The following is a 21,213-nucleotide window of genomic DNA, read 5'->3' as shown; positions in this document are numbered from 1 at the left end:
AGTATCCCTCGCCACAGATTCCGTTACGTTCCCAGCGACAAAAGTGCCCGGTGACATGACAGATCAAAAACATCATTCATCGGCACTTGCTCAAACCGGGAATGTGCACCTGGGAGTGACCCCTTACAACTTCCTCACGAGTCTGCTCGTGGTGCTGATCTGTGGGCTGGCGTTTTCTCTCACGGGATTAGTGATCTACTTCGGCTCCATTCGCCCGGTCAAAATCATCGAAGTCGTTCCCGTCGAAATGCTTGAACTCCCAGGGGGCTCGGAAGACGGAACTCCTGATGAATCGTTACGCGTCGAGAACGAATTCCCCGAAACGAATGATGCCTCACCTGCCGAAATCCCCTCCGAGATAGCCGAAGTGGCAGAGACCATCGAAAAAATGCTCGATGTCTCCGATCAATCGACCGAACTCGTCGAGCAGCAGTTTGATCTCGGGATTCAGAACTCCGGAAAAGTCGGGAGTGCCCGCGGCACAGGAGCCCGCGGCTTAGGCAAAGGCCCCGGCAAAGGTGGGCTTTCCCGGGAACAGCGCTGGTATGTCAACTTCAGCGACCGCTTGACCGCCGACGAATACGCCAGACAACTCGAATCTTTTGGCATCGAACTGGGTGCCATTGAGCCGGATGGGACTGTCAGTTACTTGAGTCGCCCGGCAACAAACCCCAATGTCCGCAAAGGCCCCTCAGCAGCCGAAACACGCCTCTTCATGTCCTGGCGTGGCGGCAATCGCAAGCAACTCGATCAGGAACTACTTTCCCGCAACGGTATCCCTGTGCGCGACGACACGCTGATTGTGCACTTCTACCCGGCCCAATTGGAACAATCGATGCTCAGGCTGGAACAGGACTTTCAACACCGCCCCATCGAATCCATCCGCCGCACCTACTTCGAAGTGACGCAAAAAGACGTAAAATACCAGTTCATCGTCATCCGCCAGATACTGAACTCTGCCGGCAAGTAGCAGAGCTTGCCGACTTATCCGTGCCATGCTTATCAGTGCCATGCTTGCGGCTCTGAGCAAGCATGCTTTGGTAGTGTCACCCAGACGTCGCTCTGGACGTCTGGGTGACGTAAGTCTCAAGAAGGATTCCTCAAGAGACGCATTCCTCAGAAATGAATCTCATTTTCCTCACCGGCATTGCTGCACGACAGTGATTGATCATTTCAAAACAGGAAATCGTTCAATGAAACCTCATCGAGTGGATGACGCCCCGTATGTCCATTTCGTGACGTTTTCCGGCGACTGAAGTATTGACGATGGTCAACTTGCATGAGCGTTATTCAGTTGGCGTGAGCCGCCAGTAAGCCGCCTCCACCCAGAAGAACGTGCTGTAGTACAGCTTCGAATAGTCGTAGCGAGTCAGGACCTGTTCAATCTAGGGCTGGTATTCCCGCACAACGGACTGATCCGGGCAAAGCGTGACGATCCACGCGGCGGAAGTTGGTTCCCGGATGAAAGCCGTCTCCTTGTGCCGTCGGGGAGAGGTCTTCATGAAGGCCCGCAGTTGCTCCTGGGCCAGCGCCACCGATTCGTGCTCCGTCTGCTGGGGCTTCCACAATGGCAACATACTTTTTCGCCAATCGACATCGAACACGCTTTCGTCCTGAGGATCGAATTGCAAGGCCAGTGGCAGGCTTTCCACCGCCAGCTTCGCACTCGCTACCAGGCCTCGCTCATAGGCTGCCTTGAGTGCGGGATCTGTCTCCATTTCCCATAACGCCCGCAGGGCGCTGACGGCTGTGCAGGAAGTCCAGTTGTGAGTCTTGGCGTAAAAAAATGCCATCCCCGCCTCGCAGATCTCCCGCTTGGTCAGTTGCTTCTCGCCCCCTCGTTCATCGAGTTCCTGAAGGTACAGGTTCTGCCACTTTTCGTCATGCGTCAGCACATACATCAGTTTGAGCGTGAACAGGACGCGGGCTGCTTCGTCGAAGTGAAAGCCCGCGAATGTCCCTCGCGTGCCAAACGGCGTCTCCGCCGGCATTTTCCATCCCAGGCGGATGATCTCCTCGATCGTCTGAGTCAGGTGCCGTTCGATACGGATTTTCTCCTCAGCCGTCGCGAGGCCCGATTCCCAATATCGCCACAACCCTACGATCCACGGCAAGGTCTGATCGTTGGACCCCATGGGATAGTGCGAAATCCCATCCGTGCTCACTCCCCGACCCACGAATCCTTTCAGATCACTGATCGAATTGAGTTTGAGCAGCCCTTCCATCAACCGCCGGGCTTTGATTGCATCCACTTCCGAGCGGGAGTTCTTCCAGCGGAGCAAGGCCGCATCGAGGTACATACCGTTGAACATGGCCCCATTCTCAATGGGAGCCCACCAACCCAGCGCATTGGGTTTCCCCTCCCGGCATTCCTCGGGCGTCGGCAGGCTGACCTTTCCATCGAGATCGGTGAAGTCGAGTAGAATCCCGTGCTCATCGACAAACCGCCGCCAGATTTCCGCATGAGCCTGCTCGACCGCGTTCGCGACGACGGGTTCGACGACCACCTCATCGGCTCTGAGGCTTGAGGATTCTCCCGGTAAGATTTCAACAATCAGACTGAGCAGAAAGATCAGGCAAGTGATTGAAAATACTTGGAAAAAGGTGCGATTCATAAGACCCCTTGTCATTGCCAGCGACTTCTCCACCGGTTGCTTCTGGCGGAGTAACGAAAGTCATAAGAAACGTTCTTCACAAAAGCGACTTGCCCGGGTAAGGATCTTATACAGATTCCAATACTCAACTGCGATCTTGGGCGTGGGGTGGCTCTGAAGTTGCTTTGAATGTCCAGGTGACCCGGCTTTCAACAACACATATCTGCAGGAAAAGGGACTTATGGACATTGAAAGCATCATCGCAAATGAAACCATCGAGGAGCTAAATGGCTTCATCAGCAAGCATTCACCCAATACAGAAGTGCTTTCCATTGCGCTATGATAAGCGATTATACACGAAAAACTGCCGATGATCACACGCCTGCTTGATACTGGAGCACCAATCAATTGGCACTCCAATAAAAACATGCCCCCATTGTATAACGCCATAGAAAAAGGCGATCCAAGTCTAGTCAAACTGTTGTGTGAATGTGGTGCCGACGTCAACAACCAAGACGCTGAAATGTGTTCACCACTTCATTGGGCAGTTGACTCAGAAGCTGACGGTGCATGGCAAATGGGAACAATACCAAGCCTAGAGATTATTCGATTGCTTCTTGAGAATGGTGCAAACCCCAGCTCGACTAACAGAGATGGTACACCCTACGATATGGCTCAGCGGTATGTGTTTACTGAGGCGTACGAGTTACTCAAGCCACAACAGTAAAAGTCGCAGTGCGGCGCAAGTATCAACAATTCCAAAGGTTTTTCATGTTCAATCTCGATTTTACACTTTTGGCAGGCGCTGACATCGTTGTTCAGCAAGCGATTGGCGAGTTGGTTCGCGCCGGCTTCCTCTCGTGTATCGGATGCTTTTTTACATTTATGCTGATTTCGGGCATGTGGATGGTCTTTAAGAAGGCCGGACATCCGGGCTGGGTCGCACTGATTCCGTTTTATAATCTTGGTTTGCTTTTCGAAATTGCCGGGTGGCCATTCTGGTGGATGTTCGCCATGATTATTCCGGGGGTGAATCTTTTTGTCTATTTAGCCGTCGCAATCGATCTGGCGAAATCCTTCGGAAAGCACGCTACGTTCGCGGTTGGACTTGCCTTGTTTCCGTTTGTTGGCATCTATGTGCTGGGGTTGGGTGAGGAAAAGTATCTGGGCCACCCTTATCGCCATCAAACATAGACACAATGGCGGTATGCGAGGAACAAGCACCGGAGAGAAGCGAAGGTGGAGAAGTGAACGAAGCGTGGGATAAAGGCGTTGGAGAAGTGATCGTCTCGGGAGTCAGTGCCGCCGTCTGGGATACCCTGCTGAAACATGGAGAGAAAAGTTGAAGCGATCTCGCAAAAAAACGGATATCCACGAATACGTCATGGAATTCTATTCAATAAGTGGAGAGTACTATCGACTTCTCAAATCGCGAATTCAGTCGGAACCGAGCAGGTCCTCACTGGCCGCATCTCTAGGTAATGTTCATGGGGTGACTGGCAGCGAAGTGTACCATAACATTCGCGATTTGCTTCAAGAGTTCCTGGATAGCCACTCCCAGGAGCAGCCAGAGGCGATCATGTGGGAGATTCGAAACTGGGTCAGACTCTTTGATGTATCAGGTGCATTGAGTCAATGGGCGTGTAATTTATCAGTTATGGCCCCGCGACCTCTCAGGTGTGCCAAGCCAGACTCATTCACTATAGGGCTTAGGTCCCTATTGTGAGACGACTCTTTTCAGTCGAACAGCCAGAAAATCATCCTTTTCAATTGTTACCTTTTTCATTTGTTCCATTAAACGAGCAGAAACCGTATCGTCCCTAACGATGAAAAGAGAACTTGAATTTGGAGCACAATGGGAAATTTGGAAATGCGATTTCTCTTCGCCACCTAGTACCAAAATGCAATCTGCACTGACGATGTTTCGACCCGAATAACCCTTTCGATCAAACAAAATAAATATAGAAGTTCCGTCAGTGGCAGCGAACACCTCTGTCTTTATAAACTCTTTCTTCTCTTCTTTGATGTCTATCTCTGCAGGAATTTCACGGAACACCAAGCGTTTCACAGGATCAGACGTTTTCTTTGTCTGGTTGTTAACACCGCCGGATACATGCGCGCATAACAAAATGACAAATATTGATGCGAAGATAATTATTGCGTATTTCATATTCCAACGCCTAGATGAGGGGATGGACTTGAATGTGTGCAGGTTGGCCGAAGCTTTACGTCATACGATTAGTTGATAATAGGTAAGACTGCCGTGTTTCGAACGATTATTTCGGTTTGGCGGCGTGTCTCAGTTCAAGCTCTACTTTCCCTCGGGATGGTTTTTGTGCTGGATTTGCGGTTTCAAACAAGCATACGTTTCTTGCTTTTGATGACCAATCTCAAAGTTGGACATACGGCCGAAAAACCGCCTGCAAGCAGTGGCCTGTGTGAAAGCGGGAATCCCCGATGATGTGTCATGCCTTGGATTGCCATCAATGCCTGTGGATCGTAACTTGTTGTGCATCAAATCTTCCTGATGCGTGTTCAACTGATGAGACGATCCACCCATGAAAAGTTTTCCGGCTGACTCTGTGCTGGTTCCCATTGCCCGGCTGTTGTGTGTGGCACTGGTCCTTTCAAGCCTCGCCTGGGCTGATGGGCCGGGTGATAATCAGGTGCAGAGTGTGCGACCAGTCCCGCCTCCCGGGATTTCCATTGATCCTGCCGTGCGTCAGGAACTGGAGGCGGGTCTCAAGGCTCTGGAAGCTCAGGTGAAGCGGCTGCAGGAGAAAGCCAGCAAGGATAGCTTTACAGCTCGCTATCTGCCGGATGTTGAAATCTACTCGCGAGGATTGCGACTGGCCCTCGAAGAGGGAACGATTTACGACGTGAAAGAGTTGCCGCAGGCGAAAGACGTGCTGGCGGAAGGTATCACTCGTGCCGCAGAACTTGAATCCGGGAAAGCCCCGTGGTCGACGCGTACGGGCCTTGTGGTTCGCGGATTTCGATCGCGTCTGGATGGGACAGTGCAGCCGTACGGCGTGGTCGTTCCCGCCAGTTACAATGCCGACAATCTGCATCGCTGCGATCTGTGGTTTCGCGGGCGTGCTGAAAAGACGCCCGAGCTGCAGTTCATCTATCAGCGTAGCCGGCAGGCGGGAGAATACACGCCCGCGCGAACAATCGTGGTCCATCCCTTTGCCCGGTACTGCAATGCCAACAAACTGGCTGGCGAAGTCGATTCTCTGGAAGCGCTGGAGCATGCCCAGAGCCACTATGCCGTCGATCCTGATCGGATCTCGATTCGTGGTTTCTCGATGGGTGGCGCCGCGGTCTGGCATCTGGCAGTCCATTATCCTGATCGCTGGTTTGCCGCCAATCCCGGGGCAGGATTCTCGGAGACGCCATTGTTCCTCAATGTCTTCCAGCAGGAGAAACTGGCTCCTACCGAGTTTGAGCAGACACTCTGGAAGCTGTATGACGCGCCTTATTGGGCACTGAACCTGAAGAACCTGCCCACCATTGCCTACAGCGGCGAAATCGACAAACAGAAGCAGGCGGCGGATGTCATGGAAGCCGCCATGGCGAAACTGGGGGATCGACTGGTCCATATCATCGGCCCGCAAACGGCCCACAAGCTCCATCCCGATTCGAAAGTGGAGATCGAGAAGCGGATGGCTTCACTGGCAGTTGAGGGGCGAAATCGAGTCCCTGAGCGAGTCCACTTCACGACTTGTACGCTCAAATACGACCGCAGTTTCTGGGTGCGGGTGACAGGACTGGAAGAGCATTGGACGTTTGGAACGGTGGACGCCACACTGATTGCTCCCGGCGGGATCCGTATTCGATCTGAGCGTGTGACCGACCTCGAATTGAACTTCGAGGCGGGAACTTTCCCTCTGAGCAATCAGAGTATCATCGTTGAGTTTGAGGGAGCGAAGCCACAAACCGTCTCGGTTCCCGGGCGACTCTCGGATGGCTCCTGGATGGCTCAATTCCATCAGGTGAATGGATTGTGGAAAGCCGGCCCCCGCCCTGTGGAGGGCTTGCGAAAATCCCACAATCTGCAAGGCCCGATTGATGACGCCTTGATGGATTCGTTCGTCTTTGTCCTTCCTTCGGGAAAGAGTGCCAGCCCGGTGGTGGAGGCGTGGGTGCAGAGTGAAGCAGCGCGTGCCCAGAAAGAATGGAGGCGGCAGATGCGGGGCGAGGTTCGAGTGTTGAAGGCCGATCAGGTGACGCCAGAGGTCATGAAAAACTCGCATCTGATTCTGTGGGGAGATGAACAAAGCAATCCGCTCATTGGCCAGTTGGCTGCTCAGTTGCCGATCCGCAAAGTGGGCACCAATTGGAACGTGGGGAATGCCAGATTTTCTGATACCGACCATCTGCCTGTGTTGATTTACCCGAATCCATCAGCGCCAGGTCGGTACATTGTCTTGAACAGCGGGCTGACATATCGTGAGTACGATTACCTGAACAACGCCCGGCAAGTCCCCAGGCTGCCCGATTGGGCCATCATCGATTGCCGCACACCTCCCGATGCCCGCTACCCGGGCAAGATTGTCAAAGCGGGCTTCTTTGATGAACAATGGCGGCTGAAGTCCGAGAAGTAACGTGAACCTCGACAGGTTCACATCGCCTGGCAAGCCTTTTGAATTCTGGAGTACTGCACATGCCCCATCCCCATCAGGGAAGCTGCTTTCGATACTGGGGATGGGTTCTGATGGCTACAGTGTGGCCCCTCGGACTTGGGCTGCAGGCTTCACTCTGGGTGGAAGATTGCGCCTGGTGGCCTGCTGTTGCCCAAGGACAGGAACCAGCACAGGCTCGCCAGTCTGCTGTCGAGTTTTCGGCCAAGAAAATCGAGTCGGCTCACCTGGAAAATCTGCACCGAATTGAGTTAAAGCCGATCCCTGCGACTGCCAAAGTACAGGCCGTCGAAAAACGGGCCATTTTGTTTGGCGGCAGCCCGGAGACAGAGGCTGCCATGGCGGAGCTGGCTGCCTCGGGAGTAACGATAATTGTCTCTGTCGATGGAGCGCCGCCACTGGTCGAGCTGGCGAAAAAACATGGTCTGAAATACGTCCATATCCCGGTCAAGTACTCGACTCTCTCGCGCGAGCAGATTGTTTCGCTGGCTGCCGTGTTGCAGCGAAATCACGAGCCGGTCTACGTCCATTGTCATCACGGCAAACATCGCGGCCCGGCAGCACTCGTCGCAGCACTTAAGTGTACAGTGACCGATCTGGAGACCGATGCTTTACTCAAAACGTTCGGCACCGATCCGAAGTACCGCGGGCTTTACGAAGCCGCTCGCAAAGCACAACCTCTGCAGGCTCATGAACTCGCCCGGGTGCCGGAGAAACTTCCGGAAGCGATCCAGGATCTTTCGCCCGCCAGGTTGATGTCGGAAATTGACTGCAGTTTTGATCAACTGCTGGCGTTGCGAAAAGTGAGTGAGCCTCTGGAAAATAAAGAGTTGCCTGTGCAGCTCAGAACATGGCAGGAACAGGCCATCGACCTGGAAGAAGCGTTCCTCGAATACCAACGGCTGATCGAGCGGCAATTCCCCATGATGCCACCCGAGCAGCAGATGCAGTATCGACAATTCCTCAAAACCTCCCTGAGCCATGCGGCAGCAATTCGCAGTGAACTGACCGCGACTGCCGATCGCTCAGACGGCATGCCCGCACGACTGAAAAAGTGCTGCGATAGCCTCGACGCTCTTCAGCAATCGTGTGCAGGGTGTCATGCTCAATTTCGTAATTGAAAAGTATATCTCGGCAGCACAACATATTGACCGTGTATGGGCTATCTGCGAGCAACAGGTAGCGGATGTGTGGTGCCATTTAGTGAGCGATCTTGGCTGTACACGTGAAATACGACTGAACCAGAAATATTGTTAGTCAGGAGCTATGCCGTGTTTGACGTCATCACCTACGAGGATATCAGGATTCCAAACTGTTACACCTGGTGGTTAGGAATTAAATGATGACAGATATCAGGTTATTGATTGAAAAGCTTAAAGACGCAGGAGGTGACATTTATTGGCTGGGAAGTGCATCGAGAGGCTCGATCGAGAGGCTGCAGGAATTACTTCATACACGGCTACCCCTTTCACTCCAAAAGTTTCTCGAAGAATATGGCGGTGGCGGCATTGTTGGCGAAGAGATTTCTGGCATTGAAGACAATAACCCTTCACTTGACTATCGGGGAACCATTTACGGCGACACGATGTTAAGCCGTTCTGATTATGGGTTACCGTTAAATCTGATTGTAGTTTACTTAGGCTCAGACGACGTTGTATTGTGTATTGATACTAATTTGTTTACAGGCGATGAATGCCCCGTTGTTAGTTTTGATGTTTTTAAAAAGGCTACCAAGCATTTGGCTAACACATTTGATGAGTTTCTGATGGATTATCTGACGTTGAGGATCAACCGTGTGTGAGCATTGACGTCGTCGGAAAATGAGAGTGCCCGTCGCTTACGCTTCCGGCTCGTTTTATTGGAGCAAGCGATGTGACTTAGGAAATGAGAGGGCTGGCATCAACCAGCACTTTGTTTGGGGCGGGGAGCGATGACTCCCAGGCCGCCGTCAATGCCGAAGATCTGGCCGGTGACCCAGGTCTGAGCAGGATCGAGCAGCCATTGCATGAGGCTGGCGACATCGTCGGGTTCACCAATCCGACCCAAGGCATGCATCTGGGCCGACATCGCTTCGGAAGCTGCGCTTTGCCAGATCTTCTGCGTGAGTGGTGTCCGCACAAGACCCGGGGCCACCACATTCACGCGGATGTTTTTATTGGCATAAGTGGCAGCGGCCGAAAGTGCCAACCCTTGAATACCTCCCTTGGCGGCGGCAATCGCTTCATGATTCGCCAGCCCGATCCGAGCAGCGGCTGAAGAGACGAGCACAATCGAACCACCGGTACCACGCATCAGCTTCGCGGCAGCACGTACAACTGCGAGACTGCTCCCGATATGCAGCATGAGTGTGTTCATCAGCTCCTGATCGGTCGTCAGATGGGCCGGCTTGAGAATGAGCGAGCCGACGCAATTGGCAATGCCGGAAAGACTCCCCGTCGCGGAAGCAGCCTTTTGGCAGGCGGCTTCGATTTCTCCCGCTTGCAGAACATCGACCACCTGACCGGGAGCATCCAGCTCACTCATCAACACCTGCAGCTTTTCAGGATCCCGGGCTGCCAGAAAGACCGGCGTTCCCACGGCATGCAGGCGGCGGGCGAGAGCCGTACCAATTCCACCGGTTGCACCCAGAATAACGACGGGATCAGTTGCCGACATGAATCAAACCTTGTCTCTATGGAAATCTACTGTGGGAATCTGGCGTATCTGCTGTCGTGATCATGGAATAACTCGCAGATCAATCTGTTAAGGTTGTAGGCGCATGGACGGAGAATGGCATCTGGCAGATTTTCGATGTGGTCTTTGGCTCTCGAAATGCGATAATTGACGTCAGGACAACGGGATCCATGGATTGACTCTCGAAAAGCGCACGTTCGAGATCAAGAGCATGGGCTGTTGTGGTCTTGATCGCGGGCCCGTCGCGAAACAGACATGGAAAGAACTATGCTCGGTCAGCTAGTCCCGGTGGGAGGTGGTGATCCCATTCCGTTATTGCAATCGCGGATTGTGGTGGGCCGTCGCCCGACGTGCGATATCGTCCTCGAATTCTCGAATGTTTCGTCGCAGCATTGCGAACTGCTCTACGAGCAGGGGCATTGGAAAATCCATGACCTGGGTTCCAGCAATGGCACCAAAGTCAACGGCATTCGTCACGACGAGCGCTGGCTCAAGCCCGGCGACGAGGTCACATTTGCGAAGCACAAGTTCGTGATTGATTTTGTGCCGGGGAGCTCAGATCCCCCCCCTGCCAATGAAGAAGAAAATCCCTTCTCTCGCTCGCTGCTCGAAAAGGCCGGTTTAGCCGAACCTGAGCGCAGACCCAGACCGCCCCGAACCCAATCGCCAGCCCGTCCCCCGGCTCGTCCTCAGCCTGATCCAAACTCTAAAGAAGGCGAGGAAGACATCCTCCGCTGGCTGGCGGATGAATAAGCTTGAGAGCATTCTTACTTGAGTTCAAAGGGCGGGAGCTTGGCACCTCCGGCTGGGACATCGATCATCAGGTCTGTGGTTTCTTTCGTCGCGTACTTCTTGGGAAGGTCATTGGGTTTTGTGCCCATGCCACCTTTGGAAACCACAATCTCGTGATGCACGACTGTCACTTTGTATTTACCCGCCGGTGCCCCATCCTCGCGATCGTAAGTTCCCACGACGAATTCGCCGGATTCTTTGGTCTTCGCCAGTGGCCGGACCGATTCGGGAAATCGCTCATCCAGCGGGAAGAAGGCCAGTTCGGCATCTTTCACTGGCTTGCCCTTGTAGGTGACAGTCCCACTCACCGGGTGAGAAGTTTTCCAGGGTTCACCTGATCCACAGCCGGAGACTGCCAGGGTCAATGCAGCGATGACAAGTCCAGTGACGTGTTGGTGGAGACGAGGGGATCGAAACAACATCTTGTGTATCTCTTTCGAGCGCAACAGAGAGATCAGGGGAAGGCGCAACTCGCCAGGAAAGCGGTATGGGCTTCGGGCGAACTTGCAGAACGAGGGCAGGAAAAGAAAGGGGTGCTGCAGGAATCTGAGCACCCCTTTGATCATTCCACAGGCTGGGGGCCAAACTTTATCAGGTTGACCAGCCACTGGCACGGATCCTTTTGCGGAATGCCGGCTTAGAATTCACTGACCACTTCACCACCTGCGGGAGTGCACAGGTTGATGAAGTTCCGGAAATCGACGTTCTCACTGATGAATCGCACAGAGCCATCTCCCATGGTGAAGTGAGCACCACCGGTGTGGAACGAGAAGGGAGAACCTGTTCCGTGTGTGGCAATTGGCAGGCCAAGAATTGTCGTGGCAATCCCGGAGTTCGTGTAAGAGAGACCGCGAATGTTATGCCCGTTGGTGGCGTTGATGGCGACAGCACCACCCAGAGCACCAGTCGCAGATGTTGTTTCGCCAAAGATAATGATGTCGCTCGCAGGACGTGACCAGCCGCCTGAATTGAGGCGATCTGTGCTTGTCGAACTGGCGTCTGTGTCAGTCAGTGCATTGCCGCCAGCCAGTTTCCTGGGGCCTTTGGTGTAGACAAATGGGCGGCCAGCCGATTCGGCCACAGCGATAGTGTTGCTGAGCCCGTCGGTCACATCACGGAATTTTTTCCCCTGCCGGGTCGGGAGACCTGTCGTCGTATCGATCGTGGCATTCTTGGGGAAAAAGCCGGGAACGTAGGTGTAAGGTGTCGTCGAGCCAGCGAAAACTTCAGCGGGATCGACAAATGTTGCCGGAACTGTGGTGCCTAAGGTTGTCGTGAAAACACCCGGTGCAATCCCGAAGATCGGCGAGTAATCCGTCGTGGCGGCGATATTGGGAATGAACGCCCCGTTCGTCGAAGGTGGTGCCAGATCGAGCACACCTGCATCAGGATTCGAAGGGCACTGGAAAGCTGTGATTTTCGTTTGAGAAAGAGGGGTATTGTTCGCTGAGTTCCAGTTTGTCGATTTATCGTAACGGTTGTAGATCGAGGCCTGATCAATATAGGGGAGCAGATCGGTTAGAACAGCGACGCGTGAAGCGGTATTGACTGTGGGCCGCAGGCTGGTGGGCAGAAAGCCATAGGTGCTTTCAAAGTTATGGAAAGCCAGGCCAATCTGCTTGAGATTATTGCGGCACTGAGTCCGCCGGGCGGCTTCTCTCGCCTGCTGGACAGCAGGGAGCAGTAGAGCAATCAGGATCGCAATAATGGCAATGACCACGAGGAGCTCAATCAGTGTGAAGCCTCGTGAGCGTTGGCGGGGCCGAAGTGCAGCGGGAGTGAAGGACTTAAAAAGCATCGGAAAACCTTTCTCAGATCATCTGGCGAGCGACAGATTGAAGACGGCCGTTGCCATCGGGGAAGTTCGAGTTTGAGAGACTGATCAGCAGGCTGGTGCCCGCCCTGGGTGAATGATTTACATGAACCTTTGTGGGAGATTGAGAGGCGGTGGGCAGGGTCAACAGACCTCTTGGCGGTCTCCCCTGTCAGTGTTCTTCAGGTGGGGAAACTGGTAGGCCAGTCTGAGTTGCTGAGTAGTCTGTTCAGGTTTGTTCATAGGATCAGGTCAAATAGGGTTCACAAAATAATCACGACCCATTAGGTGTGTATTAAATTAGCTCGGAGTTTTCAGACTGTCAAGTCGATAGAATCCGCACTTCTGGAATCGATTTCTGGGAAAATCGCTGAAAAAGTTTCGCCAATCGGAAAAGTCGAGCTAGGTTTCGACAGATGGCCATGTCCGAAATCTGAGACTCTCAGGCGAGGTTCCGACTTCCATGGAAAGCGTGATTCGATTTCTCCGGAGCGAAGATGGCCCTACCGCCGTCGAATATGCGGTCATGCTGGCCATGATTCTGCTGGTCGTGATCACTGGTGTCTCTGCGTTCGGTAATGCACAGGCGAACTACTGGGGCGGGATCCAGTCCGATCTGGAAGGCCACGGTTTCTAAGCCACCCCAACCGCATTTCATTCACCTTCGCGTTCAATTCAATAAGGCTTCAGCGATCTGGCCACGGGGTGTCACCCGCCAGTTGCTGAAGTTTTTTCTTTGGAGTCAAACCGGCTGGCAGCAAAAAGCCAGGTTTTCATCCGGTCGGTCACTCCACCAAATCCCTGCGAAACTACGACCATCGCTGGTGACCAGAAATGGATTTGGTTAGGTTTATCTTTGGTCTTGTTCACGGCTGGGATTTTGCTTCATCCGTGAACTGAAGCCTCAAAGATGGGAATTCCTTCACTGTTGATATGCGGGGTCCATGGCACATGCCAACCTGTTGTGTGGCTGCTGGTGGTAACATTGGAGATGTTGCCGCCACCTTTCGACAGGTCTGGCAGATACTCGAGCAGACTCCGGGTATTAATGGAGTGATCGCGAGTCGCCCTTACCAGACAATCCCTGTCGGCGAAAACGCCGGCGATGTCTTTCTGAATGGCGCTTACCGCTTCGAGTCAACTCTCCCGGCCACAGTCATTCTCGATCATCTGCGGACGATCGAGGAACAGTTTGGTCGATCACGATCCCTCGCCTGGGGTCCCAGAACGATCGACCTCGATCTCGTGATCTACGGCGAAGATGTCATTCAGTTGCCGCAACTCTCGGTCCCGCATCCGGCAGCCTGGTACCGCCGCTTTGTCCTCGATCCCATGGTCGAAATCGCTGGCGAACTGGTGCATCCCGTCCATCGCGTCACTTTTCGAAGATTGCAGGAGCGGTTACTCGAGCTGCCACTCAAGGTTTCGCTGGGGCCTCTTGCAGAAGAGAGCGAAGACAAACTTTCTGATCTGCGGGGGCAGCTTCAGCGGGAATTTCCACAGGTTCAACTGAAGGAACTCAGCGAAGCCGCGACTGCAGATCTGATCCTGGCAGGCCGGATTGATGTCCTCGAAACACTGGGTGCCAGACTGATTGGTACAACCAGCACGCGTTTAGTGGATACAGCGCAGCGACCCGTGCGAACTCTGGCAGAGGTCCGTCATGTCCTCCTGTCCGCCACAGACTCGCCTCAACCACTAGAGCCCGTGTGCAAATGACGAAGTCATGAGTTTAAGTCTTTTTATGAGATAGTGATCTGTTTCGCTCCAGTTCAAGATTTTCAGCAAGCGAGAACCCCGAAATGCCGACTCGACGCGGGACAGTGCTGTTCGATATTGATGGGACACTCATCGATGCGGGTGGAGCCGGACAGGCTGCTATGGAAGATGTCTTCCGTGAGGAATTTCGCACTCTGAAAGAGGTGACAGGAATTCCGACAGCGGGGCGAACGGATCGTGCCATCACGCGTGATCTTTTTGCGTTTCATGGTGGTGAGTGTGATCCACTGAGTCTGATGAAGCTGCGCGATCGATATCTGGCTCATCTGCCAAAATATCTCGAAACACATGCCGGGGGGCTCTTGCCGGGAACGGTGGAAATTCTCAGCCAGCTTTCGCATGCGGGGGAATGGCGGTTGTCGTTGCTGACAGGCAACTTCGAAGAAGCTGCGTGGATCAAGCTGCGTCATTATGGGATCGACCACCATTTTTCTGATGGCGGTTTCGGTGATGAACATGTCGATCGCGATGATGTCGCGCGATCCATCTGGAGTCGCCTCACAGGAGATGAACCTCAATTGGAACGTTTGCCAGTGATCGTCGTGGGAGACACCCCTGCCGATGTCAAATGTGGTCGCGCGATTGGTGCCCAGGTGGTGGCTGTGGCCACCGGGGTTTATGCACGTCATTCTCTGGAAGCTGCGAAACCCGATTGGTTAATTGACAATCTGCATGACACCCGCTGGCTGCAGGAATTGCAGGCATGATCGCGAACTCCATCGCTCAAAAACAACGCCCTCTTGAACTGGACTTCTCGATTTTTCTCATGCTTCCAGCGTGTGGGATCTGTTATTGATAGTGGTCTCAACCCGCTCTTCAGCCGATGGGGAAACCGGAGTTGGGATTCAGAGAACAGACCGTGAAGGTTGTCGCTATGCAGGATCGCCGCAAGTGGCTGAGTCAGATGCTGGTCGGGGCATGCCAGATTTCTGCCGGAAGTTTTCTGGGGAGTGGTGCCATTTCGATTGCTCAGGCCCAATCCAAAAAAACTGCCGGCCCGAATGCCAAAGAGGCTCAAAAGAATCCGCCCTGGGAAATTTTGTTCCTTCCACCCCGGCAGCGGAAAGTTGGCGTGCAGGCCCTGCCCGAGAAAGGCCCGATCAAACTGGTCAAAACACTGAATCTTTCCGGGCCGGTCAAAGGTCATCCGCACCTACTGGGTGAGTTTGCCATCAACGGCGAATTTGGAATTCTCAATAATCTGCTGTCGCGAGTGACGGGAGCAAATGCCGCCATCGAGATTGGCAGTGCCCATCAGTTCGAGCTGGAAGGGATGATGCAGGCCGAAGGAACGGGTGGCTGGTTCTTCCTGTTAGGCTGGAAAGATGGCTCTGGCCATGCTCTCTTCCAGATCGGCACCAGAACCAGTGGTTCGCCCTGGTTCCATTGTGTGTTCAAGGAAGGGGCCGCAGAAAAAGATTCGCACGTCGAATTCGGGCGGATGGAATGGAAAGGCTCTCTGCCGGTCTCACTGGTCGTCAAAGATCAGGCGGCATCGCTCAAAGTCGGTACTCTCCAACTGGCCCAGAATCTGCCGCTCAGGGATTACAGCGAAGGTGGTATTTACATTGGCACTTATGACACTCAGTACGGGCCCAGAAATCTGCAGATTCAGTCACTCAGACTCAGAAAATTCGCCGAGGAATAACTCGGCTCCGGTGCAGAAAAAACTGTTGATGCAGGCGTGGTGGAGCGACGTCAGTCCACAGTGTTCATCAACGCACCGTTCATCAACCCGTCGTTCATCAACCTGTCGGTCGAATGTGCCTCAGGGAAGGCTGAGCGATCTGTTCGTTGCCGAAATCGTAAAAGCTCTTGAGAGAAGTTTCCCAGTCGGACTCCTGGAGAATTTCGTGCAGATGCTGGGGCAGATATTGAAGTTCGGCGGTTAAGCCCGGGCTCAAGTCGTGGAGAAATTCCTGTGCCCCTGAGGGATGCACTGTGCGATCATCTGCCCCTTGCAGGATTTTTACAGGAACACGAATATCCGATGCGTCGCGGTGAACCTGCTGAAGTGCTGACTTCATGCTGAAAAACCAGCGAGCAGTAATACTCTTCTGGAGAAAAGGATCGCTTTGACGCTTGGCCAGAGCCAGCGGATCCTTCGTCATCTGTCCATGTCGAAACTTCGTGGGGAAACGCGTGGCCGGCGCCAGGATGTTACAGATGGCCCCCATCGCCAGCGTGACCGGAGAGATCTGCTGCTGAAGTTTCAGCAGTGGGGAAGAGAGTGCCAGAACTGCCAGGCCGCGCGGTTCAAGTTGTGCATATCGAGTCGCAACCAGCCCCCCCATGCTGTGCCCCAGCACCATCAGGCGGTGGGGATCGAGTTCCAGTGATTTTCTCAACAGCACCAGATCATCAATGTACTGGGAAAAGTGTTTGACGAACGTTCGCACACCCCCCGAGCGGCCATGACCACGGAGATCCGGGACGATGACCCGGACACCGCGTTGCAGCAGCCAGCGTGAAACATGGTCGTAACGGCCACCGTGCTCAGCCACTCCGTGGACAATCAGGGTTGTCCAGCCAGCACTTCGATCAGGCCGATAATCCCGGTAGCGGAGGTCGATGCCGTCATTTCCACGTTTTTCTGCCAGCCAGCAGGCCCCATTCACGGTGAATTCTCCCAGATGGCGGATTCGTTCTGAGTGCCAATACTCCAGTTGATTGTCATTCGTTCATCGTCTGAGCTTTGGTCAGCGATGAAGGGAATCTCCGGGATACAGGAATTGCACCTTAACCCTTGATCGAATTGCATGTTACGAAAAATCAAGCTTGGAGAAAGGCACTCTCAATGACCATCGGTCAGCGGGCTGTACTGAGAATAGTTTCCTTGATTTTGCACGATTCTCCGGGCCAGTCGCAAGAAATCGAGATCGTTCCCGAGAGAAATCGTCGAACCTTAGCCAAGTTCAGAGAGGTAATTCTTTGACAATATGGGCTTAAAGCGAGATTCCGCTGTTTTGGAAGTTTTGCCTGAGGGGCTGGTCCTAAGGCAACGGAAGTGTTTGAGGTACTTAGTCACCCTATGCAAAACACAGATGTGTTTTTGGGTGCAATCAGAAAATATGTTTTGGTGAATACGAATGTCTCGTTGAAATCAGGCATGTGAATTGACCGAAAATGCCAATTGCACTTCTCGAAACTGAGCGGTAGCGTATGCTGAATAAATAGTCACATCTGGTAAGAGCGGTTGATTTTGAGAAAATGATGCTGAGCCGTTTGCTCAGGCATATTCGATGAGAATTTTGATGCATAAGCGGCAACTTCCTGAAACAGAAGTTGCTGCTAAAACGGATGTTGCCAAGAGTTCGTCAAGTTGGGTTGGGTCGATTGGGATTGGTCTTCAAGGATCTGCTTCAGATCAATGACGGTGAATTCAGTAAACTATCTGTTCTGAACGACCGGCGTTGCCGATCTGCAGTGAGCCTCTTCAGGTGCAAACATGGCCAGCATAACACAACCGCAGGATGATGTTGTTTACGAGATGGACTTTGGTCCTTCGTGGTGGGATCGCATCAAGGAATCCGGTGCGTGGACCATCAGCCTCGCACTCCATGTGGTCGTTCTCTTCTGCTTTTCGCTCATCACATTCTCGGAAGCGATCCGTGAGCAGTTGATGATTACCAGTGAAATTCAGGACATTCCGCAGGAAGCCGAATTCAAATTCGATGTCGCCGTCTCCGATGTGATGGGCAACGACAGCAACTTCAACATGCTGGGTGCCTCTCAGGAAGCCTCTGTGGCGATGGGTCAGAAGTCGGAAGAAGAATTCAAAGAGCAGTTGGAAGATCCTTTCAAACCCGAACTTCCTGCGACTGAAGCCATCGTCGAACCTCCTCGAACAGAGCTGACACAAGCGATCAATGCCCAGGGAGCGACTGAGCATCCCGGTGGTGTGGAAGGCGCTGTCGATCGTCTGGCCTTTGAAATTGCCGCCTCCTTGCGGGAAAAGAAAACACTGGTCGTCTGGCTGTTTGACGTTTCTCCTTCTCTGCATAAGCGGCGTAACGTGATTGCAGATCGCGTGGAAAACGTTTACGCACAACTCAATGCCATGAATGTTTCCGCAGACAAAGCCCTCAAATCGGCTGTGGTCACCTTCGGCGAACGAACGAACATTCAGACTGAAGATCCGATTGATGATGTGGGTCAACTCGTCAAAACGGTTCGCGGTGTGAAGAGCGAATCCGGAGGCCAGGAGAACACTTTTGGAGCAGTCATTACTGCTGCCAATAAGTTCCTCTCTTACCGCACGAAAATGGGCCGCAACGTCATGCTGATCGTCGTGACCGACGAAGCAGGTTCTGACGCTCGTGAAAAGCTCGAGCAGGCCATTTCATCGACCAAACGAGCAGGCATTCGGTGCTATGTCGTTGGTGACGCCGCTCCCTTTGGCAAGCGTCAGGTCGAAGAACCGTTTGAGCTGGAGAATGGCGAACAGGTCATCGGTGTGATGGATCGCGGCCCAGAATCGTTCTATCAGGAATTCGTCCATCTCGGTTTCTGGGGGATTAACGATTACGGCCTCGAAAACCTTTCCTCAGGCTTTGGACCTTATGCGTTGACTCGTCTTTGTGCCGAAACCGGCGGCCTTTACTTCGTGGCAGATAGTGGCAAAGGGCCATCGCTCGATCCACAGACAATGCGTAACTATCAACCCGATTACCGCACGATCACATTGCTGGACCAAGATATTCGCAAGAACATGGCCAAGCAGGCTCTGGTTACATTGGCTGAGCAGAACAAAGACATCCAGATTCCATTGCCCAGCCTCGGCTTCCCCGCAGCAAATGATGGGGAGCTTCGCACATCAATCGATCGCGCTCAACGTCCTCTGGCTGATTTCGACTACAAGATTTCGCAGCTTCTCACACAGTTGGAAGTCGGCGAAAAGGATCGCGCCAAAATCACCGAACCTCGCTGGAAAGCCAGCTATGATCTGGCCATGGGCCGTTTGCTCGCGCTGAAGGTGCGTGCCTTTGGTTACAACACCATGCTGGCCGAAATGAAGGCTTCTCCACGCAAGTTCGAGAAAGCCGGGAACAACCGCTGGGAGTTGGTTCCTGCCAAAGAAATTACATCCGGGGCCAGTGTCAAGAAATTGGCGAACCGGGCGAATGAATACCTGAAGCGTGTTGTGGATGAGCATGCTGGCACCCCATGGGGTTTGATGGCTGAACGTGAGCTGAGCCGTCCTTTAGGTTGGGAATGGAAAGAGGGCTACTACAACGCGGCCGCCATGCGGGGTGGCAACGGGAATGACGAAAAGCTCCGTCCACGCTTTATCGAAGAAGAAGATCCCAAGACCGGCAAGAAGGTCAAGAAGATGGTTCCCGCCGGCCCTGTCCGACGAGAGATCTAGCCATTACTCAAGTATCGTTACTCATGTGCCATGCTTTCAGCTTTGGGCAAGCATGTCTCCGTAACTATCTCTGCGCTGTGAATGCCCTTGAGGCGTATCGACTGATGATTTGTACTTCATCGGTTGAATCCAACCCATGAAGAATCAACCCAGCAGGCGTTTCCACCACGACATCTTCTGAGCGGAACCTGAGGGTTGTTCTCTGCGATTTGAGCGAGACGACCCTCGCTTCTTTTCAGAAGCTGTTCTTCCCTGCTCAGCATGTCCAGAGGACGTTTTTTCCTCGGCTGATCGATCGCGTGGAACTCCATGTGAAGTCGATACCCGATCGGAGATTCGATTCGATTCCGTTGATATCCCTCGCTGCGGAGAGACTGCGGGCGGCTGGACTGCTGGCTGGCGTACTGTGGCAGAGGGCTGAACGTGAGCAGTATTTGCTGTTGCTGATGATTCGTGATGCCGGGTGGGCATCGATTCATCGGCCTGAGTGACAGCGCGATCCGCCCCGCCGCGACTCTGGAGAATCCGGCACTCGGGAAGAATCACACAGCTCAGTTCACCACGCAGTCCACCCGTGGTGTCTGTGAGAATTCTCTTGGGCCGGATAACAACTTCGGCAGTGGGAACGTGCCCGGAGATGATTCGTCGCCAGTTATCAGGCGGGCCATCCTGGGCAGCAAAGGCTTTATCACATAGCCAGGGCGGACGAACGAGCGTCCAGTCTTTGGCATGCAGAATTCTGAGCTGCATTTCTGTCGGCTGATTGGCATCCAGACCCGCATGCACAAAGATGTTCTCCGGATGTTCCACCACCCAGGGCATCGTTGTCAGAAACTCTTTATGTTCAGGAGGAATGGCACGGGCCAGACCTTCCAGATCACCCGGCTCAACGCCGTAGGAACGAAACGTCGGTTCGGAGTCGTAGAACTGAATCCATCGTGGGTTCCATTCGGCAAACTCTGGCGTTGGCACCCAGCCCAGGGCCCCCAGCATGGCCAGTTCGTGATTACCAAAGACGACTGTCGTGCGGCGATGTTCTTCCCGGAGTTCAAGAATCCGTTGAATCACCCCGCCAGGATCGGGTCCACGATCGACGAGATCACCAATCAGGACAATCCATAACTCATCGTAGTTGGGTAGCTGTTGAAGTTGCGAAAGAATGGAATTCAACAGGTCGAGTTGACCGTGAACATCCCCAATCACAGCCACAGGCCCCTGAATACGGGTTGGCCAGGGTTGCATGAATCATCCTTTGGTGGAGTCCTGACTGATGAGAAATCGCAACAACACGGCAATCTCGATGACGTCATATTTTGCGCATCGTACCAGATCTGGCGACATGAGATAATCTCAGGTCTTCCTGCTGATTGTGCAGCACGTCGCATCACCAGCAAACCAGTCCGACATCGAGAGGGATGGCACATGTTCGTAAAAAAATCCCTGAGAGCGGCTTTGAGTTCTCAACGCCACGGACTACTGGAAGCCCGTGAGATGAGGTAGTCTATTTTCTCTGATGATGTATTCGACGAGCAGTAACCGTTGATCTATGGT

Annotated in this window: 19 protein-coding genes; 12 read left to right on the top strand and 7 right to left on the bottom strand. The window is 53.3% G+C overall.

Annotated features, from left to right (window positions below):
• Positions 1-55: 55 nt before the first annotated feature.
• The gene (locus A6X21_RS11155; protein ID WP_068847872.1) at positions 56-970 is read left to right on the top strand and encodes a hypothetical protein; all 915 of its coding nucleotides are present in this window, start codon (positions 56-58) and stop codon (positions 968-970) included.
• A gap of 415 nt (positions 971-1,385) precedes the next feature.
• Here the strand turns inward: A6X21_RS11155 and A6X21_RS11150 are convergent, their stop codons facing one another.
• The gene (locus tag A6X21_RS11150) at positions 1,386-2,615 is read right to left on the bottom strand and encodes a hypothetical protein (protein ID WP_068847870.1); all 1,230 of its coding nucleotides are present in this window, start codon (positions 2,613-2,615) and stop codon (positions 1,386-1,388) included.
• Between the two features lie 328 nt (positions 2,616-2,943).
• On the opposite strand from A6X21_RS11150, the gene A6X21_RS11145 reads away from it, so the two are divergent.
• Together A6X21_RS11145 and A6X21_RS11140 are read left to right on the top strand one after the other, a co-directional pair.
• The gene (locus A6X21_RS11145) at positions 2,944-3,321 is read left to right on the top strand and encodes an ankyrin repeat domain-containing protein (protein ID WP_315851681.1); all 378 of its coding nucleotides are present in this window, start codon (positions 2,944-2,946) and stop codon (positions 3,319-3,321) included.
• A gap of 44 nt (positions 3,322-3,365) precedes the next feature.
• Positions 3,366-3,788, top strand: a complete 423-nt coding sequence (locus tag A6X21_RS11140) for a DUF5684 domain-containing protein (protein ID WP_110766455.1) — start codon at positions 3,366-3,368, stop codon at positions 3,786-3,788.
• Positions 3,789-4,311: 523 nt separating this feature from the next.
• Here A6X21_RS11140 and A6X21_RS11135 read toward each other — a convergent pair.
• The gene (locus A6X21_RS11135; protein ID WP_068847866.1) at positions 4,312-4,764 is read right to left on the bottom strand and encodes a hypothetical protein; all 453 of its coding nucleotides are present in this window, start codon (positions 4,762-4,764) and stop codon (positions 4,312-4,314) included.
• A gap of 388 nt (positions 4,765-5,152) precedes the next feature.
• Between A6X21_RS11135 and A6X21_RS11125 the strand changes: the two genes are divergently transcribed.
• The 3 genes from A6X21_RS11125 to A6X21_RS11115 all read left to right on the top strand — a co-directional run bounded on the left by A6X21_RS11125 (position 5,153) and on the right by A6X21_RS11115 (position 9,038).
• Positions 5,153-7,201: a prolyl oligopeptidase family serine peptidase gene (locus A6X21_RS11125; RefSeq protein ID WP_083233550.1), complete on the top strand. Its 2,049-nt coding sequence runs from the start codon at positions 5,153-5,155 to the stop codon at positions 7,199-7,201.
• A 110-nt stretch (positions 7,202-7,311) separates the two neighbouring features.
• Positions 7,312-8,358, top strand: coding sequence for a phosphatase domain-containing protein (locus tag A6X21_RS11120; RefSeq protein WP_165603767.1), 1,047 nt, complete (start codon positions 7,312-7,314; stop codon positions 8,356-8,358).
• Positions 8,359-8,576: 218 nt separating this feature from the next.
• Positions 8,577-9,038, top strand: a complete 462-nt coding sequence (locus A6X21_RS11115) for an SMI1/KNR4 family protein (protein ID WP_068847861.1) — start codon at positions 8,577-8,579, stop codon at positions 9,036-9,038.
• A gap of 98 nt (positions 9,039-9,136) precedes the next feature.
• Here the strand turns inward: A6X21_RS11115 and A6X21_RS11110 are convergent, their stop codons facing one another.
• Positions 9,137-9,892, bottom strand: coding sequence for an SDR family NAD(P)-dependent oxidoreductase (locus tag A6X21_RS11110; RefSeq protein ID WP_068847859.1), 756 nt, complete (start codon positions 9,890-9,892; stop codon positions 9,137-9,139).
• 285 nt (positions 9,893-10,177) lie between these two features.
• On the opposite strand from A6X21_RS11110, the gene A6X21_RS11105 reads away from it, so the two are divergent.
• Positions 10,178-10,663 carry an FHA domain-containing protein gene (locus tag A6X21_RS11105; RefSeq protein WP_068847857.1) on the top strand — a complete coding sequence of 162 codons (486 nt, stop codon included), beginning with the start codon at positions 10,178-10,180 and terminating at the stop codon, positions 10,661-10,663.
• Positions 10,664-10,677: 14 nt separating this feature from the next.
• Here A6X21_RS11105 and A6X21_RS11100 read toward each other — a convergent pair whose 3' ends face one another.
• Together A6X21_RS11100 and A6X21_RS11095 are read right to left on the bottom strand one after the other, a co-directional pair.
• Entirely contained in the window at positions 10,678-11,124 is a 447-nt protein-coding gene (locus tag A6X21_RS11100) for a hypothetical protein (RefSeq protein ID WP_131818297.1), read from the bottom strand.
• Positions 11,125-11,339: 215 nt separating this feature from the next.
• Positions 11,340-12,500, bottom strand: a complete 1,161-nt coding sequence (locus tag A6X21_RS11095) for a DUF1559 domain-containing protein (protein WP_068847853.1) — start codon at positions 12,498-12,500, stop codon at positions 11,340-11,342.
• 478 nt (positions 12,501-12,978) lie between these two features.
• Here A6X21_RS11095 and A6X21_RS23685 point away from each other — a divergent pair, with 478 nt between their 5' ends.
• The 4 genes from A6X21_RS23685 (at position 12,979) to A6X21_RS11080 (ending at position 15,942) form a co-directional block, all read left to right on the top strand.
• Positions 12,979-13,152 (top strand): Flp family type IVb pilin, encoded by a 174-nt coding sequence (locus tag A6X21_RS23685; protein WP_013109150.1) that lies wholly within the window; start codon positions 12,979-12,981, stop codon positions 13,150-13,152.
• Between the two features lie 314 nt (positions 13,153-13,466).
• Positions 13,467-14,234 carry a 2-amino-4-hydroxy-6-hydroxymethyldihydropteridine diphosphokinase gene (gene folK / locus A6X21_RS11090; protein ID WP_068847850.1) on the top strand — a complete coding sequence of 256 codons (768 nt, stop codon included), beginning with the start codon at positions 13,467-13,469 and terminating at the stop codon, positions 14,232-14,234.
• A gap of 83 nt (positions 14,235-14,317) precedes the next feature.
• Positions 14,318-15,001, top strand: a complete 684-nt coding sequence (locus A6X21_RS11085; protein ID WP_068847848.1) for an HAD family hydrolase — start codon at positions 14,318-14,320, stop codon at positions 14,999-15,001.
• A 152-nt stretch (positions 15,002-15,153) separates the two neighbouring features.
• Positions 15,154-15,942 carry a hypothetical protein gene (locus A6X21_RS11080; protein ID WP_131818296.1) on the top strand — a complete coding sequence of 263 codons (789 nt, stop codon included), beginning with the start codon at positions 15,154-15,156 and terminating at the stop codon, positions 15,940-15,942.
• A gap of 97 nt (positions 15,943-16,039) precedes the next feature.
• On the opposite strand, the gene A6X21_RS11075 is transcribed toward A6X21_RS11080, so the two are convergent.
• Positions 16,040-16,912: an alpha/beta fold hydrolase gene (locus tag A6X21_RS11075; protein ID WP_068847845.1), complete on the bottom strand. Its 873-nt coding sequence runs from the start codon at positions 16,910-16,912 to the stop codon at positions 16,040-16,042.
• Positions 16,913-17,742: 830 nt separating this feature from the next.
• Here A6X21_RS11075 and A6X21_RS11070 point away from each other — a divergent pair.
• On the top strand, positions 17,743-19,662 hold the full coding sequence (locus A6X21_RS11070) for a vWA domain-containing protein (RefSeq protein WP_068847844.1): 1,920 nt from the start codon (positions 17,743-17,745) through the stop codon (positions 19,660-19,662).
• 144 nt (positions 19,663-19,806) lie between these two features.
• On the opposite strand, the gene A6X21_RS11065 is transcribed toward A6X21_RS11070, so the two are convergent.
• Entirely contained in the window at positions 19,807-20,904 is a 1,098-nt protein-coding gene (locus A6X21_RS11065; RefSeq protein ID WP_068847842.1) for a metallophosphoesterase, read from the bottom strand.
• Between the last annotated feature and the right edge of the window lie 309 nt (positions 20,905-21,213).

Origin of the sequence: Planctopirus hydrillae (assembly GCF_001707835.1) — a bacterium.
Classification (GTDB): domain Bacteria; phylum Planctomycetota; class Planctomycetia; order Planctomycetales; family Planctomycetaceae; genus Planctopirus; species Planctopirus hydrillae.
Note: the sequence above shows the minus strand (reverse complement) of the source record. Positions and strands in the feature narration are given on the sequence as shown.

Coding starts and splice junctions, on each gene's coding strand:
- A6X21_RS11155 (WP_068847872.1), top strand. CDS start 56: ATGACAGATCAAAAACATCATTCATCGGCACTTGCTCAAACCGGGAAT.
- A6X21_RS11150 (WP_068847870.1), bottom strand. CDS start 2,615: ATGAATCGCACCTTTTTCCAAGTATTTTCAATCACTTGCCTGATCTTT.
- A6X21_RS11140 (WP_110766455.1), top strand. CDS start 3,366: ATGTTCAATCTCGATTTTACACTTTTGGCAGGCGCTGACATCGTTGTT.
- A6X21_RS11135 (WP_068847866.1), bottom strand. CDS start 4,764: ATGAAATACGCAATAATTATCTTCGCATCAATATTTGTCATTTTGTTA.
- A6X21_RS11125 (WP_083233550.1), top strand. CDS start 5,153: ATGAAAAGTTTTCCGGCTGACTCTGTGCTGGTTCCCATTGCCCGGCTG.
- A6X21_RS11120 (WP_165603767.1), top strand. CDS start 7,312: ATGGCTACAGTGTGGCCCCTCGGACTTGGGCTGCAGGCTTCACTCTGG.
- A6X21_RS11115 (WP_068847861.1), top strand. CDS start 8,577: ATGATGACAGATATCAGGTTATTGATTGAAAAGCTTAAAGACGCAGGA.
- A6X21_RS11110 (WP_068847859.1), bottom strand. CDS start 9,892: ATGTCGGCAACTGATCCCGTCGTTATTCTGGGTGCAACCGGTGGAATT.
- A6X21_RS11105 (WP_068847857.1), top strand. CDS start 10,178: ATGCTCGGTCAGCTAGTCCCGGTGGGAGGTGGTGATCCCATTCCGTTA.
- A6X21_RS11100 (WP_131818297.1), bottom strand. CDS start 11,124: ATGTTGTTTCGATCCCCTCGTCTCCACCAACACGTCACTGGACTTGTC.
- A6X21_RS11095 (WP_068847853.1), bottom strand. CDS start 12,500: ATGCTTTTTAAGTCCTTCACTCCCGCTGCACTTCGGCCCCGCCAACGC.
- A6X21_RS23685 (WP_013109150.1), top strand. CDS start 12,979: ATGGAAAGCGTGATTCGATTTCTCCGGAGCGAAGATGGCCCTACCGCC.
- folK (WP_068847850.1), top strand. CDS start 13,467: ATGCCAACCTGTTGTGTGGCTGCTGGTGGTAACATTGGAGATGTTGCC.
- A6X21_RS11085 (WP_068847848.1), top strand. CDS start 14,318: ATGCCGACTCGACGCGGGACAGTGCTGTTCGATATTGATGGGACACTC.
- A6X21_RS11070 (WP_068847844.1), top strand. CDS start 17,743: ATGGCCAGCATAACACAACCGCAGGATGATGTTGTTTACGAGATGGAC.
- A6X21_RS11065 (WP_068847842.1), bottom strand. CDS start 20,904: ATGCAACCCTGGCCAACCCGTATTCAGGGGCCTGTGGCTGTGATTGGG.